The 17,410-nt window shown below is 71.5% G+C and carries 13 protein-coding genes; 8 read left to right on the forward strand and 5 right to left on the reverse strand.

Annotated elements, in window-relative coordinates; all coding sequences use genetic code 11:
* Positions 1–40: 40 nt before the first annotated feature.
* Together OG295_RS10270 and OG295_RS10275 are read right to left on the reverse strand one after the other, a co-directional pair.
* Entirely contained in the window at positions 41–577 is a 537-nt protein-coding gene (locus tag OG295_RS10270; protein WP_371676601.1) for a hypothetical protein, read from the reverse strand.
* 3 nt (positions 578–580) lie between these two features.
* On the reverse strand, positions 581–1,165 hold the full coding sequence (locus OG295_RS10275) for a GNAT family N-acetyltransferase (protein WP_371676602.1): 585 nt from the start codon (positions 1,163–1,165) through the stop codon (positions 581–583).
* Between the two features lie 335 nt (positions 1,166–1,500).
* Between OG295_RS10275 and OG295_RS10280 the strand changes: the two genes are divergently transcribed.
* From OG295_RS10280 to glgB, 4 genes are all read left to right on the forward strand, one after another.
* Positions 1,501–3,495: a maltotransferase domain-containing protein gene (locus tag OG295_RS10280; protein ID WP_371676603.1), complete on the forward strand. Its 1,995-nt coding sequence runs from the start codon at positions 1,501–1,503 to the stop codon at positions 3,493–3,495.
* Complete coding sequence (gene treS, locus OG295_RS10285; RefSeq protein ID WP_371676604.1) at positions 3,492–5,198, forward strand: maltose alpha-D-glucosyltransferase; 1,707 nt, start codon at positions 3,492–3,494, stop codon at positions 5,196–5,198. The genes OG295_RS10280 and treS overlap by 4 nt, the downstream gene beginning before the upstream one ends.
* 156 nt (positions 5,199–5,354) lie before the next feature.
* Positions 5,355–6,797, forward strand: coding sequence for a phosphotransferase (locus tag OG295_RS10290; protein ID WP_371676605.1), 1,443 nt, complete (start codon positions 5,355–5,357; stop codon positions 6,795–6,797).
* On the forward strand, positions 6,794–9,088 hold the full coding sequence (glgB, locus tag OG295_RS10295) for a 1,4-alpha-glucan branching enzyme (RefSeq protein ID WP_371676606.1): 2,295 nt from the start codon (positions 6,794–6,796) through the stop codon (positions 9,086–9,088). The genes OG295_RS10290 and glgB overlap by 4 nt, the downstream gene beginning before the upstream one ends.
* On the opposite strand, the gene OG295_RS10300 is transcribed toward glgB, so the two are convergent.
* Together OG295_RS10300 and OG295_RS10305 are read right to left on the reverse strand one after the other, a co-directional pair.
* Complete coding sequence (locus OG295_RS10300) at positions 9,078–9,437, reverse strand: thioredoxin family protein (protein WP_371676607.1); 360 nt, start codon at positions 9,435–9,437, stop codon at positions 9,078–9,080. The genes glgB and OG295_RS10300 overlap by 11 nt on opposite strands.
* A 36-nt stretch (positions 9,438–9,473) precedes the next feature.
* Positions 9,474–9,890, reverse strand: a complete 417-nt coding sequence (locus OG295_RS10305) for a MerR family transcriptional regulator (RefSeq protein WP_371676608.1) — start codon at positions 9,888–9,890, stop codon at positions 9,474–9,476.
* 410 nt (positions 9,891–10,300) lie between these two features.
* Here OG295_RS10305 and OG295_RS10310 point away from each other — a divergent pair, with 410 nt between their 5' ends.
* Complete coding sequence (locus OG295_RS10310; protein ID WP_371681154.1) at positions 10,301–10,924, forward strand: helix-turn-helix domain-containing protein; 624 nt, start codon at positions 10,301–10,303, stop codon at positions 10,922–10,924.
* Positions 10,925–11,040: 116 nt separating this feature from the next.
* Here OG295_RS10310 and OG295_RS10315 read toward each other — a convergent pair whose 3' ends face one another.
* A complete protein-coding gene (locus OG295_RS10315; RefSeq protein WP_371676609.1) occupies positions 11,041–12,066 on the reverse strand; it encodes an ATP-dependent 6-phosphofructokinase in 1,026 nt (341 codons plus the stop codon).
* Positions 12,067–12,378: 312 nt separating this feature from the next.
* On the opposite strand from OG295_RS10315, the gene pta reads away from it, so the two are divergent.
* From pta to pyk, 3 genes are all read left to right on the forward strand, one after another.
* The gene (gene pta, locus OG295_RS10320) at positions 12,379–14,469 is read left to right on the forward strand and encodes a phosphate acetyltransferase (protein WP_371676610.1); all 2,091 of its coding nucleotides are present in this window, start codon (positions 12,379–12,381) and stop codon (positions 14,467–14,469) included.
* Between the two features lie 47 nt (positions 14,470–14,516).
* Complete coding sequence (locus OG295_RS10325; protein ID WP_371676611.1) at positions 14,517–15,731, forward strand: acetate kinase; 1,215 nt, start codon at positions 14,517–14,519, stop codon at positions 15,729–15,731.
* A gap of 62 nt (positions 15,732–15,793) precedes the next feature.
* A complete protein-coding gene (gene pyk, locus OG295_RS10330) occupies positions 15,794–17,224 on the forward strand; it encodes a pyruvate kinase (RefSeq protein WP_371676612.1) in 1,431 nt (476 codons plus the stop codon).
* The last annotated feature ends 186 nt before the right edge of the window (positions 17,225–17,410 follow it).

Consider the following 17,410-nt stretch of genomic DNA (forward strand, 5'->3'; position numbering starts at 1 on the left):
GCATTGTCCCGCGTGCGCGGGGCGCGGCGGACCGCCGGCGTCAGATCCCCCGGCCGACGTTCCACCGGGGTGGCAGGTCGGCGTCGCACAGGGCGCACACGTACCAGTCCTCCCGGACGACGTTGCACTCCCGGCAGCTCTCGCACCGGCGGAAGACCACCGCGTGGGTGAAGCCCTCCGGGCGGCCGATCCCGGCCCGGTCCAGGGCGGCGGCGACGGCCCGCCAGGCCGTCAGGTCGGGGCAGTAGCCGGTGGAGAGGTTGCTCACCGCGTCCACCGTCCACGGCCCGGCGGCGCCCCGCAGGAAGCCCATCTCCCCGGCCGCCCGTACCGGTTCGCCGCCCGCGCAGACGACGTGCTCGCTGCGCCGGGGGGCGATCCGCAGGACCCCCTCCCGGTCGACCACGTAGGTGCAGGGCTCGCCCGGGTCTCCGGGGAGGGGGTCCAGGTCCCGCGGGCCGCGCACCGCGCGCCCGCGGACCCCGGGGCGGGCGAGGGCGGCCGGGCCCGGCGGGCCGACGTACGGGAACAGGGGCGGCGGCGGTGCGGCGCCGGGGTCGGGGGCGGGGGCGGCCACCGGCTACGCCGTCTCCGGGTCCGTCGCCAGCCGGGCGTGCAGGTGCTCGTCGTGCCAGCCGTCCGCGTGGTGGAGGGCGCCGCGCATCGTGCCCTCCAGGGGGAAGCCCGCCCGGACGGCGACGGCGCAGGAGGCCGGGTTGGCCACCGAGTGGCAGATCCGCAGCCGGTGCAGGCCGAGGCCGTCGAAGGCCCATCGGGAGACGGCCCGTACGCCCTGCACCGTCGCGCCGCGCCCGCGCCCGCGGGGCAGCAGCCAGTACAGGAACTCCGCGCTGCCGCCGCTCACATCGATGTCGCCGAGGCCGACGAGCCCGACGGCCGGGGCCGGTCCCGGGTCGGCCAGCGCCCACACCGCGGCCTCCCCCGCCTCCCAGCGCAGACCCCACCGCCGGACGCGGGCGACGGCCGACTCCGGGGACTCCGGTTCGGGCCGGTTCCAGTGCCGGATGCCGGGGTCCCCGTAAGCCTCCACGAGGACCGGGGCGTCCGCCTCCCGCCAGGGCCGCAGCTCCATCCCGCAGGGCAGAGCGAACACCGGCTGTGGGGCCCTGGTGGCGGGTGGGACGGGGGATATCTCGCTGTACAACGGCTGCTCCTCGCCGACTTGACGGAGCCTCGGCGGATGTCGATCCATCCCCCGGAGTTCCGCGTGCCACTACGTACGAGTAGTTAACCAACGGCACGGATTGGGCGGGGTGTGAGTGGGGCAGGGCTCTGCGGGTACGCGCGGTACACGCACGGCGCACCCGCCCACAACCTTTCCCCGCCACCCGAGTGAACGCGGACAGGAGCGGCCATGCCCGCAGCCCAGCCGTCTTCCGAGCGGCTAGAAACAGAGCGAACAGAGCGTGCACTACCAGTCGCCATCGCGGCTGGCCTGTTGTCACCGAGCCCTGCGAACTGCCCCCAGGTGATCCCATCATGATCGGTCGCATTCCCGTGCTGGACGTCCGCCCTGCCGTCGACTGCGGCGCCAGACCCGCCAAGGCGGTCGTGGACGAGGTCTTCGAAATCTCCGCCACCGTGTTCCGCGAGGGCCACGACGCCGTTGCCGCGCACGTCGTCCTGCGCGATCCCAGCGGGCGACTGCGCCCGCCCGTCCCCCTGAACGAGCTGGCCCCCGGCACCGACCGGTGGGGGGCCCGGGTGTCCGCCGAGATCGAGGGGAGGTGGACCTACACCGTCGAGGCGTGGAGCGATCCGGTCGCCACCTGGCGCGCCCACGCCGCCATCAAGATCCCGGCGGGCCTCGACACCGGACTGACCCTGCTCGAAGGCGCGGAGCTGTACACCCGCGCCGCGGCCAAGATCCCCAAGCGCGACGGCCGCGAGGCCGTACTGGCGGCGGCCGACGCGATGCGCGACGAGGACCGGCCGGCGGAGCGGCGCTACGCGGCCGCGCTCGCCCCGGCGGTCGACGCGGCGCTCGCGAAGCGCCCGTACCGCGAGCTGGTCACCGCGGCCAAGGCGCTGCCCCTGCAGGTCGAACGGAAGCGGGCCCTCTTCGGTTCCTGGTACGAGATGTTCCCGCGCTCGGAGGGCGCGGTGGTCGAGCCGGGCGAGGCTCCGGTCAGCGGCACCTTCCGGACGGCCGCCGAGCGGCTGCCGGCCATCGCCGCCATGGGCTTCGACGTGGTCTACCTGCCCCCCGTCCACCCCATCGGGTCCACCTATCGCAAGGGCCCGAACAACACGCTGTCGGCGGGGAGTTGGGACCCGGGCGTGCCGTGGGCGATCGGCTCCACGGAGGGCGGGCACGACGCCGTCCACCCCGAGCTCGGCACCATCGAGGACTTCGACGCCTTCGTCGCGCGCGCCCGCGAGCTGCGCATGGAGATCGCGCTCGACTTCGCCCTCCAGTGCTCCCCGGACCACCCGTGGGTGGAGAAGCACCCGGAGTGGTTCCGCCACCGCGCGGACGGGACGATCGCCTACGCCGAGAACCCGCCGAAGAAGTACCAGGACATCTACCCGATCCACTTCGACGCCGACATGGCCGGCATCGTCGCGGAGACGGTCCGGATCCTGCGGCACTGGATGGAGCACGGCGTCCGGATCTTCCGTGTGGACAATCCGCACACCAAGCCGGTCGTGTTCTGGCAGAAGGTGATCGCGGACATCAACAAGTCCGACCCCGACGTGATCTTCCTGGCGGAGGCCTTCACCCGGCCCGCCATGATGCGCGCGCTCGCGGCGGTGGGCTTCCAACAGTCGTACACGTATTTCACCTGGCGCAACACCAAGGCGGAGCTGACCGAATACCTGACGGAGCTGTCCGGCACGCGTTCGGCCTCCGTGATGCGGCCGAACTTCTTCGTGAACACGCCCGACATCCTGCACGAGTACCTGCAGAAGGGCGGTCGGCCGGCCTTCGAGGTCCGGGCGGTCCTCGCCGCCACCCTCTCCCCCACCTGGGGCGTCTACGCCGGCTACGAGCTCTGCGAGAACGAGCCGGTGCGCGAGGGCAGCGAGGAGTACCGCGACTCCGAGAAGTACGAGCTGAGGCCCCGCGACTGGGCCGCCGCCGAACGCGAGGGCCGCACCATCGCCCCGCTGATCACCACCCTGAACCGGCTGCGGCGGCGCAACCCCGCCCTCCAGCAATTGCGCGACATCCACTTCCACACGACCGACAACGAACAGGTGATCGCCTTTTCGAAGCATGCCGGAGCCAATTCCGTACTGGTGGTCGTCAACCTCGATCCGCACCACACCCAGGAGGCGACGGTCTCGTTGGACATGCCGGTACTCGGCCTCGACTGGCACGGGTCCCTCGCGGTGCGCGACGAGCTCACCGGCGAGACCTACCACTGGGGCAGGGCGAACTACGTGCGCCTGGAACCGGGCCGCACGCCCGCGCACGTACTGGCCGCCCTGCGACCGTCCCCGCCCACCGGAGGGTCACCCACCACATGATGATCAACGATCCCGTCCACGACACCTTCGAGGACACCCCCGCCAAGGACCGCGATCCCGACTGGTTCAAGCGGGCGGTCTTCTACGAGGTGCTCGTCCGCTCCTTCCACGACAGCAACGGCGACGGCGTGGGTGACCTCAAGGGGCTCACCGCGAAGCTGGACTACCTCCAGTGGCTCGGCGTCGACTGCCTGTGGCTGCCGCCGTTCTTCGCCTCGCCCCTGCGCGACGGGGGTTACGACGTCTCCGACTACACGTCCGTGCTGCCCGAGTTCGGCGACCTCGCCGACTTCGTGGAGTTCGTGGACGCGGCCCACACCCGCGGCATGCGGGTGATCATCGACTTCGTCATGAACCACACGAGCGACCAGCACGAGTGGTTCCAGCAGTCGCGCAAGGCCCCGGACGGACCGTACGGCGACTACTACATGTGGGCCGACAACGACAAGCAGTACCAGGACGCCCGCATCATCTTCGTCGACACCGAAACCTCGAACTGGACGTACGACCCCGTACGCAAGCAGTACTACTGGCACCGCTTCTTCTCGCACCAGCCGGACCTCAACTACGAGAACCCGGCGGTGGTGGAGGAGATCGTCTCCGCCCTGCGCTTCTGGCTGGACCTCGGCATCGACGGCTTCCGCCTCGACGCCGTGCCCTACCTGTACGCCGAGGAGGGCACCAACTGCGAGAACCTGCCGCGCACCCACCGGCTCCTCAAGCGGGTCCGGGCGGAGATCGACGCGCACTACCCGGACACGGTGCTGCTCGCCGAGGCCAACCAGTGGCCCGAGGACGTGGTCGACTACTTCGGCGACTACGCGAAGGGCGGGGACGAATGCCACATGGCGTTCCACTTCCCCGTCATGCCGCGCATCTTCATGGCGGTCCGAAGAGAGTCCCGCTACCCCGTCTCCGAAATCCTGGCCAAGACCCCGGCGATCCCGGACCGCTGCCAGTGGGGCATCTTCCTGCGCAACCACGACGAGCTCACCCTCGAAATGGTCACGGACGAAGAGCGCGACTACATGTACGCCGAGTACGCCAAGGACCCGCGGATGCGGGCCAACATCGGCATCCGGCGCCGGCTCGCCCCGCTCCTTGACAACGACCGCAACCAGATGGAGCTGTTCACGGCCCTGCTGCTGTCGCTGCCCGGCTCGCCGGTGCTCTACTACGGCGACGAGATCGGCATGGGCGACAACATCTGGCTCGGCGACCGCGACGGGGTCCGCACCCCGATGCAGTGGACCCCGGACCGCAACGCCGGTTTCTCCTCCTGCGATCCGGGCAGGCTGAACCTGCCGGTCATCATGGACCCGGTCCACGGGTACCAGGTCACCAATGTCGAGGCGGCCATGGCGTCGCCCTCCTCACTGCTGCACTGGACCCGGCGGCTGATCGAGATCCGCAAGGCGAACCCGGCCTTCGGACTCGGCTCGTACACCGAACTGCCGTCGTCGAACCCGGCGGTGCTCGCGTTCCTGCGCGAGTACGGGGACGACCTGGTGCTGTGCGTGCACAACTTCTCGCGCTTCGCGCAGCCCACCGAGCTCGATCTGCGGTCGTTCAACGGGCGGGTCCCGGTGGAGCTCACGGGTGACGTGCGCTTCCCGCCGATCGGTGAGTGGCCGTACCTGCTGACCCTGGCGGGCCACGGCTTCTACTGGTTCCGCCTGCGGAGCGACCAGCGCGCCGACTGACGGGGCCGATGTACGGGGCGGGCACTCATTTGGGTCAATCGCCCGCCCCTGTACGGATCATCCTGACCCGACACTCGCCCATACCGGGGAAGCAACTGCCGCGCATCCGGGACACTCTGCGCATTCTGTGACGGCCCGGGGAAAGGACGCGACGCCATGTCGGAGGCTGCATCCGCCCGGAGCCGGCTGACGGCCGACCGGGCCGCCGGGATCGCCCCGCTGGAACCGATGCTGCGGGCCTGGCTGCCCGCCCAGCGCTGGTTCGCGGGCAAGGGCCGCGCCATCAGCAGGCTCAGGGCCGTCTCCGCGGCCGAACTGCTGCCGCCGGGATCCACCCCCGGCCTGCTGCACCTGCTCCTCGACGTGGACGGGGACTGCTACCAACTCCTGCTCGGGATCCGCCCGTCACCCCTGCCGCCCGCCCTCGGCCCCGCCCTGATCGGGCACGTCGAGTCCGGGCCGTACACCGGCCGCACGGTCTACGAGGCGCTGGGCGACCCCCGGCTCGCCTCGATGCTGCTGGAGCGGCTGCGCTCCCCCGGCGCCCTGGGGCCGCTGCGCTTCGACCGGGACCCCGGGGCCCCGGTCCCGGCCGGGCTCACCCCCCGGCCGCTGTCCGGCGAGCAGACCAACTCCTCGCTGATCTACGGGGATTCGTACATCCTGAAGGTGTTCCGCCGGGTCGGCCCCGGGGTCAACCCCGACCTGGAGCTGCCCAGAGCGCTGGCCGCCGCCGGCTGCGCCCGGGTGCCCGCGCCCGTCGCCTGGTACGAGGCCGAACTGCCCGGTGGAGAACCGTTGACCCTGGGCGTCCTCCAGCCCTACCTGCGCGGCTCCGACGACGGCTGGCAGCTGGCGCTGCGCCGGCTCGGCGCCGGGGCCGACTTCACGGCCGAGGCGCACGCGCTGGGCCGGGCCACCGCCGAGGTGCACAGCGCCCTCGCCGCCGCCCTGCCCACCCTGGCGCTCGGCCCCGAGCAGACGGCCCGGCTCGCCGCCGGGATGACCGCACGGCTCGCCGCCACCGTCCGCGAGGTACCCGCCCTCCAGCCCTACGAGGCCGGGCTGCGCGGGGCCTTCGACGCGCTGGCCGCCTCCCGGGGCGCCGGGGTACCCGCCCAGCGCATCCACGGCGACCTGCACCTGGGACAGACCCTGCGCACCGCCGACGGCAGCTGGGCGCTGATCGACTTCGAGGGGGAGCCCGCGCGGCCGCTGGCCGACCGGCGCCGGCCCGAACCGGCCGTGCGCGACATCGCCGGGATACTGCGCTCCTTCGACTACGCCGCCCGCTCGCACCGGCCGTTCGCCCCCGCCTGGGCGGACGCCTGCCGGTCCGCGTTCTGCGAGGGCTACGCCCGCACCACCGGCCGCGACCCCCGCGAGGACCCGGTGCTGCTGCGCGCGTACGAGACCGACAAGGCGGTGTACGAGGCCCGCTACGAGTCCCGGCACCGCCCCGACTGGCTGCACGTCCCGATGGCGGCGATCCGCCGGCTGTCGGAACCCCAGCGACCCGCCCACCGCATGCCCCCGCCGGTCACCCCCGGCACCACTCCCCACCCCCACCCGAAGCCCCCGAGGAGGCCGCTCGCGTGAGCGCCGCACGACAGCCGTCACCGACCGTCCGCGACAAGGCCGCACCCGAGCCCGCCGCTCCGGCCGCACCGAAGGGGTCCCGCACCCCCCGGGCCCGCCGCGCCGCCCCGCCCCACGGGGTGCGGCCGGCCCCCGCGCTGGCGGCGGAGGAACGGGCCCGGCTGCTGGAGGGCCGCCACCACGACCCGCACGCGGTGCTGGGGGCCCGCACGCAGCGCGGCGGGGTGGCCTTCCGGGTGCTGCGCCCGTACGCGAAGGCCGTCACGGTGGTCGCCAAGGGGCTGCGGGCGGAGCTCCTCGACGAGGGGGACGGGCTGTTCTCCGGGCTGCTGCCGCTGACCGGGGTGCCGGACTACCGGCTCCTGGTGACGTACGACAGCGACGAGATCGAGGTCCACGACCCCTACCGGTTCCTGCCCGCCCTCGGCGAGCTGGACCTGCACCTGATCGGCGAGGGCCGGCACGAGGAGCTGTGGACGGCGCTCGGCTCGCAGCCGATGGAGCACCAGGGGGTGGCGGGCACCCGGTTCACGGTGTGGGCGCCCAACGCCCTGGGCGTGCGGGTGACCGGGGACTTCTCGTACTGGGACGCGGTCGCGTACCCGATGCGCTCGCTGGGCGCGAGCGGCGTGTGGGAGCTGTTCCTGCCGGGGGTGGCCGAGGGCGCCCTGTACAAGTACGAGATCACGCGCCCGGACGGCGGCCACACGCTGCGCGCCGACCCGATGGCCCGGTACGCGGAGGTCCCGCCGGCCAACGCCTCGATCGTGACCGCCTCCCGGTACGTGTGGCAGGACGCGGAGTGGATGGCGCGGCGCGGGGCGCGGGCGCCGCACCAGGCGCCGCTGTCGGTGTACGAGCTGCACCTGGCGTCCTGGCGGCCGGGGCTCTCGTACCGGCAGCTGGCGGAGCAGCTGCCGGCGTACGTGAAGGAGCTGGGGTTCACGCACGTGGAGCTGATGCCGGTCGCCGAGCACCCCTTCGGCGGGTCCTGGGGCTACCAGGTCACCGGGTTCTACGCGCCGACCTCGCGGATGGGCACGCCGGACGACTTCCGCTTCCTCGTCGACGCGCTGCACCGGGCCGGGATCGGGGTGATCGTCGACTGGGTCCCCGCGCACTTCCCGCGCGACGACTGGGCGCTGGCCGAGTTCGACGGGCGGCCGCTGTACGAGCACCAGGACCCGCGCCGGGCGGCGCACCCGGACTGGGGGACGCTGGAGTTCGACTACGGCCGCAAGGAGGTCCGCAACTTCCTGGTCGCCAACGCCGTGTACTGGTGCCAGGAGTTCCACGTGGACGGGCTGCGCGTGGACGCGGTGGCCTCGATGCTGTACCTGGACTACTCGCGCGAGGAGGGCGACTGGTCGCCGAACGCGCACGGCGGCCGGGAGGACCTGGACGCGGTGGCGCTGCTCCAGGAGATGAACGCGACGGTGTACCGGCGCTGCCCGGGGGTGATGACGATCGCGGAGGAGTCGACCGCCTGGGACGGGGTCACGCGGCCGACGGACGCGGGCGGGCTGGGCTTCGGGCTGAAGTGGAACATGGGCTGGATGCACGACACGCTGCGGTACGTGTCGAAGGAGCCGGTGCACCGCAAGTACCACCACCACGACATGACCTTCGGGATGGTGTACGCCTTCAGCGAGAACTACGTGCTGCCGATCTCGCACGACGAGGTGGTGCACGGCAAGCGTTCGCTGGTGTCGAAGATGCCCGGTGACTGGTGGCAGCAGCGGGCCACGCACCGCGCCTACCTGGGCTTCATGTGGGCCCATCCGGGCAAGCAGCTGTTGTTCATGGGGCAGGAGTTCGCGCAGGGTTCGGAGTGGTCCGAGACGTACGGCCCGGACTGGTGGGTGCTGGATTCCTCGTACCCGGCGGCCGGTGACCACCTGGGCGTACGGAACCTGGTGCGCGACCTGAACCGCACGTACACGGCCTCGCCGGCGCTGTGGGAGCGGGACAGCGTGCCGGAGGGCTTCGCGTGGGTGGAGTCGGACGCCGCCGACGACAACGTGTTCGCGTTCCTCCGGTTCGCGCGGGACGGCTCGCCGCTGCTGTGCGTGTCGAACTTCTCCCCGGTGGTGCGGCACGGCTACCGGATCGGGGTGCCGCAGGAGGTGGGTCAGTGGCGCGAGGTCCTCAACACCGACCTCGAACCGTACGGCGGGAGCGGCGTCCACCACGCCCGTGCGCTGCGCCCCGAGCCGGTGCCGGCCCAGGGGCGTGCGGTGAGCCTGCGGATGACGCTCCCGCCGATGGCGACGGTCTGGCTCAGGCCGTAGCGACCGGGCGCTGCTCCAGGTGCTCTTCGAGTTCCTGGAGCAGCTTCCGCTTGGCGCGGGCGCCGACCATCTGGCGGACTGGCTCGCCGCCCCGGAAGACGAACAGCGTCGGGGCGGCCAGGACCCCGTAGCGGGCGGCGGTGGCCGGGTTGCGGTCGACGTCGATCTGGACGACCTTCAGTCGGTCCGCCTCCTCGGCCGCGACGGCGGACAGGACGGGGGCGAGCTGGCGGCAGGGTCCGCACCAGTCCGCGGTGAACTCCACCAGGACGGGCCGGCCCCGTTCCTCCAGTACCTCCGCGGTGAAGTCGGTGTCGGTCACTTCGGGTACGCCGTGGGCGTGGGTCATGTGGTTCCCCTCTCGTGCGGGTGGTGCGGTCGTGGGTCAGCCGGTCATCTCGCAGCGCGGCGCGGGCGGTTCCCCGGCGCCCTGGCCGGCGGCGCTGCCGGCTGCCTCCTCGGCGGCGGCCAGCTGCCGGGCGACCTGCTCGCGGACGCCGGCGAGCTGGCCGATGAGGCCGTCGAGCTCGTCGAGCTTGCGCCGGTAGACGGCGAGGGAGGCCGGGCAGGAATCCCCGGCCGGATGGCCGGCGCGCAGGCAGTCGACGAAGGGGCGGGTCTCCTCCAGTTCGAAGCCGAAGTCCTGGAGGATGCGGATCTGCCGCAGCAGCCGCAGGTCGCCCTCGTCGTAGTCGCGGTAGCCGTTGCCCGTCCGCCGGGCGGCCAGCAGCCCGCGTGATTCGTAGTACCTGAGGGTCCGTGTGCTGGTCCCGGCCTGCTTCGCCAGTTCGCCGATGCGCATGGAACGACCGTAGGGCTTGACGCCGACGTCAAGGCAAGGGCGGGCACGGGCGGGGAATTCCGGGGACCCTCGCCACCCCCGTGTGCGAGGGTCCCCGTTATGGATCACGTACGGGGTGGATGTCCGGTTCGGGACCTGTGACGGGGATCACTCCACGAGTGTGCGGAAGACACCTGAAATGGAGTGGCTGAATCCGTACGCTGATATTGGATCTTCTCTTAATCCGATTACCGGACAGTCGCAGGGAAACCGGCCTAAAGCGTCAAACTCCATAGGACTTTCCTACGAGTTATGAGCTTGTTTGATTGGTTGGTAGTCGCCACGCCTCGGCCACTCCTACGGTGTGCCATGTGCACTCCAGCCCACCTTTCAATGCCCCCGCCGCGCGTCGTCTGCGCGCGGCCCTGGGCATGGCTCCCGGTCATGTCGCCTATGGCCTGCGCGCCCAGTACGGACTGCTCGTCGCGCCCGAAACCGTGATGGCGTGGGAGCGGGGGGAACAGTCCCCCAGCGCCACCGAGCTCACGGCGCTCGCCGGCGTGCTCTGGTGCGCCCCGGGCGAACTGCTCGCCGAGCCCGTCTCCCTGCGCGAACACCGCATGGCGCGCGGCCTGGACCCCGACGACCTGGCCCGGCGGATCGGGCTGGACGCGAACGCGTACCAGAAGATGGAGGACACCGGGCGCTGGAAGGGCAACGAACGGCAGTCCGCGGCCCTCGCCTCGGTGCTCGGCCTGACCCTGGCCCAGTTCGTGGCGGCGACCGGCAAGGAGGAGGAGCTCGCCGGACTGCTGCGCAGCGCGGTCACCACCCGCTGGCAGGCGTACACGAAACCGCTGGCCAAGCTGCTGCCGGTGCCCAAGGCCCATCTGGAGCGGGTCCTGGAGACGATGCACAACGACTACCAGTCGCGGATGGTGGCCACCCTGAGCTGGGGCGGCGGCGGGGGCGCGGCCGGGACCGGGGACGCGGGCCGGGAGTTCCTCGCGGAGATCGTGGACCGGTTCTGGGCGCTGGCCGGCGGTGCGGGATAGGCCACACTCCCTCCTGCGACGAAACGGCCCCGGGCGCTCCACGAGGGAGACGCCCGGGGCCGTTCGGCGCGCGAGTGGGGTCGAAGGTCCCGATGGGCCGGGCCTGTCGGACCGGGTCAGAAGACCGACTCGGCCTCGTACATCCGGTTCTCCGGGACGGTCTTCAGCTCGGTGACCGCGTGGGCGAGCGGGGCCATCACGATGTCGGTGCCGCGCAGGGCGGTCATGTTGCCGTAGTCGCCGCGGTGGACGGCCTCCACCGCGTGCCAGCCGAAGCGGGTCGCGAGGACGCGGTCGTAGGCGGTGGGGGTGCCGCCGCGCTGGACGTGGCCGAGGATGACCGGGCGGGCCTCCTTGCCCAGGCGGTGCTCCAGCTCGACGGCGAGGCGGTTGCCGATGCCGGCGAAGCGCTCGTGGCCGTAGGCGTCGATCGCACCCTTCTCGTACGGCATGGACCCCTCGGCCGGATGCGCGCCCTCCGCCACGCAGATGACGGCGAACTTCTTGCCCCGGGCGAATCGTTCCTCCACCATCTTGGCCAGGGCTTCCACCTCGAACGGGCGCTCCGGCAGGCAGATGCCGTGGGCGCCGCCGGCCATGCCCGACTCCAGGGCGATCCAGCCCGCGTGGCGGCCCATGACCTCGACCACCATCACGCGCTGGTGCGATTCGGCGGTGGTCTTGAGGCGGTCGATGGCCTCGGTGGCGACCATGACGGCGGTGTCGAAGCCGAAGGTGCGGTCGGTGGCGGAGATGTCGTTGTCGATGGTCTTCGGCACGCCGACCACCGGCATCCCGGCTTCGGACAGCATCCGGGCGGCCGTCAGGGTGCCCTCGCCGCCGATCGGGATCAGCGCGTCGATCTCGTAGCGCCGGGCCAACTCGGCCGCGTTCTCGGCCGCTTCGTGGAGCCGGGCGCGCTCCATGCGCGCCGAGCCGAGGATGGTGCCGCCGCGGGCCAGGATGCCGCTGACGGCGTTGATGTCGAGGGGGCGGTAGTGACCGTCGAGGAGGCCCTTGAAACCATCTTCGAAACCGATGACCTCGTCCCCGTGACCGACCACGGCACGGTGTACGACCGACCGGATGACAGCGTTCAGGCCCGGACAGTCGCCGCCTGCGGTGAGAACTCCGATACGCATCGTGCTGTGTCTCCTGCTCCTGGTCGTACCCGGCCGGGCGCGTGCGGGCGTACGGCCGTACAAGATGAAGGGCGTAATGGTGTACCCCGTCCGATTGTTCCACGGTCCGAGGAGGGTGTGCTCGCCGCGCCGATCCGCCCACCGGGCCTTTCGACCCTCCCCGCCAGGCCTTTTGCCCGGCGGGCGCCCTATCCATCCACAGAGGTATTGTCAAGAGGTCAAGCCCGCATCAATCGGGACAACCGGGTCGAAGATCTCCCCGCTCCGCGGCGGGGCCGGCCCGGCACACACATCATGGGACGGAGAGCACGCGTGACGCGCAGCGTGTACGTGACCGGTATCGAGCGGGGGGACGGCCGCCAGGTCGTCGAGCTGGGGATCATGGAGCTCCTGACGCGTCAGACGGGCCGGGTCGGCGTGTACCGGCCGCTGCTGCACGACGGCCCCGACCGGCTCTTCGACCTCCTCAAGGCCCGCTACCGGATCGACCAGGACGCCGCGACGGCGTACGGCATGGAGTACGAGGAGGCCTCCGCGATCCTCGCCGAGAGGGGCACCGACGAGCTGGTGTCCCGGCTGGTCGACCGCTACCACCGGGTGGCCCGCGACTACGAGGTCATGCTGGTCCTCGGCACCGACTACGCCGACACGAACCTCCCGGACGAGCTCGCGCTGAACGCCCGGCTCGCCAACGAGCTCGGCGCCGTCGTCGTCCCCGTGGTGGGCGGCACCAAGCACCCCGCCGAGGCCGTGCGCGCCGAGGCGCGCAACGCCCACCGGGCCTACGAGAGCCTGGGCTGCCACGTCGTGGCGATGGTCGTCAACCGGGTGGCCCCCGAGGACCGCGACGTCATAGCCGAGCGGCTCGCGGCCCGGCTGCCGGTGCCCTGCTACGTGCTGCCCGACGACAAGTCCCTGTCGGCCCCCACCGTCGCCCAGATCACCCGGGCGCTCGGCGGCGAGGTGCTCCTCGGTGACGAGGCCGGGCTGGCGCGCGACGCCCTGGACTTCGTCTTCGGCGGCGCGATGCTGCCGAACTTCCTGAACGCCCTGACCCCCGGCTGCCTGGTCGTCACCCCCGGGGACCGCTCGGACCTGGTCGTGGGGGCGCTGGCCGCGCACACCTCCGGGACCCCGCCGATCGCGGGCGTGCTGCTGACCCTGAACGAGCGCCCGACCGACGAGGTCCTGACCCTGGCCTCGAAGCTGGCACCGGGCACCCCGGTGGTGTCGGTGGCCGGCAACAGCTTCCCGACGGCCGCCGAACTCTTCTCGCTGCAGAGCCGGTTGAACTCCGCGACCCCGCGCAAGCTGGAGACGGCCCTCGGTCTCTTCGAACGGCACGTGGACACCGCCGAACTGCGCGGGCTGCTGTCCGTGGCGCGGTCCGAGCGGGTCACCCCGATGATGTTCGAGCACGAGCTGCTGGAGCGGGCCCGCTCCGAGCGGCGTCGCGTCGTACTGCCCGAGGGCACCGAGGAGCGCGTGCTGCGCGCGGCCGACGTGGTGCTGCGCCGCGGGGTCTGCGACCTGACCCTGCTGGGCGAGGAGCAGGCGATCCTGAAGAAGGCCGGCGACCTGGGCCTCGACATCTCGGGCGCGCAGCTGATCGACCCGGCGACCTCGCCCCTGCGGGAACGGTTCTCCGAGTACTACGCGCAGGCCCGCGCCCACAAGGGCATGACCGTCGAACTGGCCGCCGACGTGGTCACCGACGTCAACTACTTCGGCACCCTGATGGTCCAGCAGGGGCTCGCCGACGGCATGGTCTCCGGCTCGGTGCACTCCACCGCCGCGACCATCCGTCCGGCCTTCGAGATCATCAAGACCAAGCCGGAGGCCTCGATCGTCTCCTCGGTCTTCTTCATGTGCCTGGCAGACAAGGTCCTCGTCTACGGCGACTGCGCCGTCAACCCGGACCCGAACGCCGAGCAGCTCGCCGACATCGCCGTCCAGTCCGCCGCGACCGCCGCCGCCTTCGGCGTGGAGCCGCGGATCGCGATGCTCTCGTACTCGACCGGCACCTCCGGTTCGGGCGCGGACGTGGACAAGGTCCGCAAGGCCACCGAGATCGTCCGCGCGCAGCGTCCCGACCTGGCCGTGGAGGGTCCGATCCAGTACGACGCCGCGGTGGAACCGTCGGTCGCGGCGACCAAGCTGCCGGACTCCGAGGTGGCCGGCCGGGCGAGCGTGCTGATCTTCCCCGACCTCAACACGGGCAACAACACGTACAAGGCCGTGCAGCGTTCGGCGGGCGCCGTCGCGGTCGGCCCGGTGCTCCAGGGTCTGCGCAAGCCGGTCAACGACCTCTCGCGGGGCGCGCTGGTGCAGGACATCGTCACCACCGTGGCCATCACCGCGATCCAGGCGCAGTCCCAGGGCGCGCCGTCCGCCTCCGCCTGACCTCCCTCCGTCCGTCCGTCCGTCCGCACGAAGGAAAGACCGCCACCGTGACCGCATCGCGCGTACTCGTCCTCAACTCCGGCTCCTCGTCGGTCAAGTACCAGCTCCTCGACATGGCGGACCGGTCCCGCCTCGCGGCGGGGCTGGTGGAGCGGATCGGTGAGGAGACCTCCCGGCTCGTGCACGAACCCCTCAGCGGCCCCGGCGCCGCGGCCGGCAGGCGCGAGCGGCTCGGCCCGATCGCCGACCACGAGGCCGCCCTGAAGGCGGTCGCCGCGGAGCTGGCCGCCGACGGCACGGGCCTGGACTCCCCGGAGCTGGCCGCGGTCGGGCACCGGGTGGTGCACGGCGGGACCCGCTTCACGCAGCCGACGGTGATCGACGACGAGGTGCTCGCGGAGATCCGCAGCCTGATCCCGCTGGCCCCGCTGCACAACCCGGCGAACGTGACCGGCATCGAGGTGGCCCGCTCGCTGCGCGCGGACGTCCCGCAGGTCGCCGTCTTCGACACGGCCTTCCACTCGACGATGCCGGAGCACGTGGCCCGGTACGCGATCGACGCGGCGACGGCCGACAAGTACGCCATCCGGCGCTACGGCTTCCACGGCACCTCGCACGCCTACGTCTCCCGGGCGACGGCGGCGCTGCTGGGCAAGCCGGTCGAGGACGTCAACGTGATCGTGCTCCACCTGGGCAACGGGGCCTCCGCCTCGGCCGTCCGGGGCGGGGTGTGCGAGGAGACCTCGATGGGCCTGACCCCGCTGGAGGGCCTGGTCATGGGGACCCGTTCGGGCGACGTGGACCCCGCGGTCGTCTTCCACCTGGCCCGGGTCGGCGGCCTGTCCGTCGACGAGATCGACTCGCTGCTGAACAAGAAGAGCGGTCTGCTGGGTCTGTGCGGCGACAACGACATGCGCGAGGTGCAGCGGCGGGCGGACGGGGGCGACCCGGCGGCCCGGCTCGCGCTGGCCGCGTACGTGCACCGTCTGAAGAAGTACATCGGCGCCTATACGGCGGTACTCGGCCGGGTGGACGCGGTGGCGTTCACGGCGGGCGTCGGGGAGAACGCGGCCGGCGTCCGGGAGGCTGCGGTGGCGGGACTGGAAGAGCTGGGTCTCGTGCTGGACCCCGAAGCCAATGCCGTCCGGTCCGCCGAGCCCCGGCTGGTGTCGGCGGAGTACGCCCGGGTGGCCGTGGCCGTGGTCCCGACCGATGAGGAACTGGAGATCGCCACTCAGGCGTACGCGCTGGTTACCCAGTAGTCACTTGGACTTTCCACCAGACGGAATATTCCGCTACGAAACAAACGGATAGGATCCGCTTCATGCGCCGTTCCAAAATCGTCTGCACGCTGGGCCCCGCCGTCGACTCGTATGAGCAGCTGAAAGCGCTCATCGAGGCAGGTATGAACGTGGCCCGATTCAACTTCAGCCACGGATCCCAGGCAGAACACCAGGAGCGGTACGACCGCGTCCGGAAGGTCTCCGAGGACACCGGGCGCGCGGTCGGCGTGCTCGCCGACCTCCAGGGCCCGAAGATCCGTCTGGAGACCTTCGCCGAGGGTCCCGTCGAGCTGGTGCGCGGTGACGAGTTCACCATCACCACCGAGGACGTCCCGGGCGACAAGTCCATCTGCGGCACCACCTACAAGGGCCTCCCGGGCGACGTCGCCATGGGTGACCAGATCCTGATCAACGACGGCAACGTCGAACTGCGGGTGACGGAGGTCGAGGGCCCGCGGGTCAAGACCATCGTCATCGAGGGCGGTGTGATCTCGGACCACAAGGGCATCAACCTTCCGGGTGCCGCCGTGAACGTCCCCGCCCTGTCGGAGAAGGACGTCGACGACCTGCGCTTCGCCCTGCGGATGGGCTGCGACATGGTCGCCCTCTCCTTCGTCCGCGACGCCAACGACGTCAAGGACGTCCACAAGGTGATGGACGAGGAGGGCCGCCGGGTCCCCGTCATCGCCAAGGTCGAGAAGCCCCAGGCCGTCGAGAACATGGCGGCGGTCGTCGACGCCTTCGACGCGGTCATGGTGGCCCGCGGCGACCTCGCCGTCGAGTACCCGCTCGAAAAGGTCCCGATGGTCCAGAAGCGGCTCATCGAGATGTGCCGCCGCAACGCCAAGCCGGTGATCGTCGCGACCCAGATGATGGAGTCGATGATCACCAACTCCCGCCCGACCCGCGCCGAGGCCTCCGACGTGGCCAACGCGATCCTGGACGGGGCCGACGCGGTCATGCTCTCCGCGGAGTCCTCGGTGGGCGCGTACCCCATCGAGACCGTCAAGACGATGTCGAAGATCGTCGCGGCGGCCGAGGAGGAGCTGCTCTCCAAGGGCCTCCAGCCGCTGGTCCAGGGCAAGAAGCCGCGCACCCAGGGCGGCTCCGTCGCCCGCGCGGCCTGCGAGATCGCGGACTTCCTCGATGGCAAGGCGCTCATCGCCTTCACCCAGTCCGGTGACACGGCCCGCCGTCTGTCGCGCTACCGCGCCACGCAGCCGATCATGGCCTTCACCACGGACGTGAACACCCGCAACCAGCTCACCCTGAGCTGGGGCGTCGACTCCTACGTCGTCCCGCACGTGGACAACACGGACGCGATGGTCGACCTGGTGGACGGCGAGCTGCTCAAGCTGGGCCGCTACGCCTCCGGCGACACCATGATCATCACCGCCGGCTCGCCCCCCGGCGTCCCGGGCACGACCAACATGGTCCGCGTCCACCACCTGGGCAACGCCTCCCAGGCCTGACCCACCGACCGGACTCTGCCGCACGGAGACCGAGGGCGGCACCCCGATTCGCTCGGGGTGCCGCCCTCGGTGCGTCTCCGGGCCTGCCGATCCTGTGCATTCCCTGCACGTTTCCTGTGCAATTCCTACCGTCGGGTAGGAATGGCCGAAAACACGCTACCGGCGGTAAGTCTGATCATGACACTG

The sequence above is a fragment of the Streptomyces sp. NBC_01276 genome (assembly GCF_041435355.1).
In the GTDB taxonomy this organism is placed as follows: Bacteria; Actinomycetota; Actinomycetes; order Streptomycetales; family Streptomycetaceae; genus Streptomyces.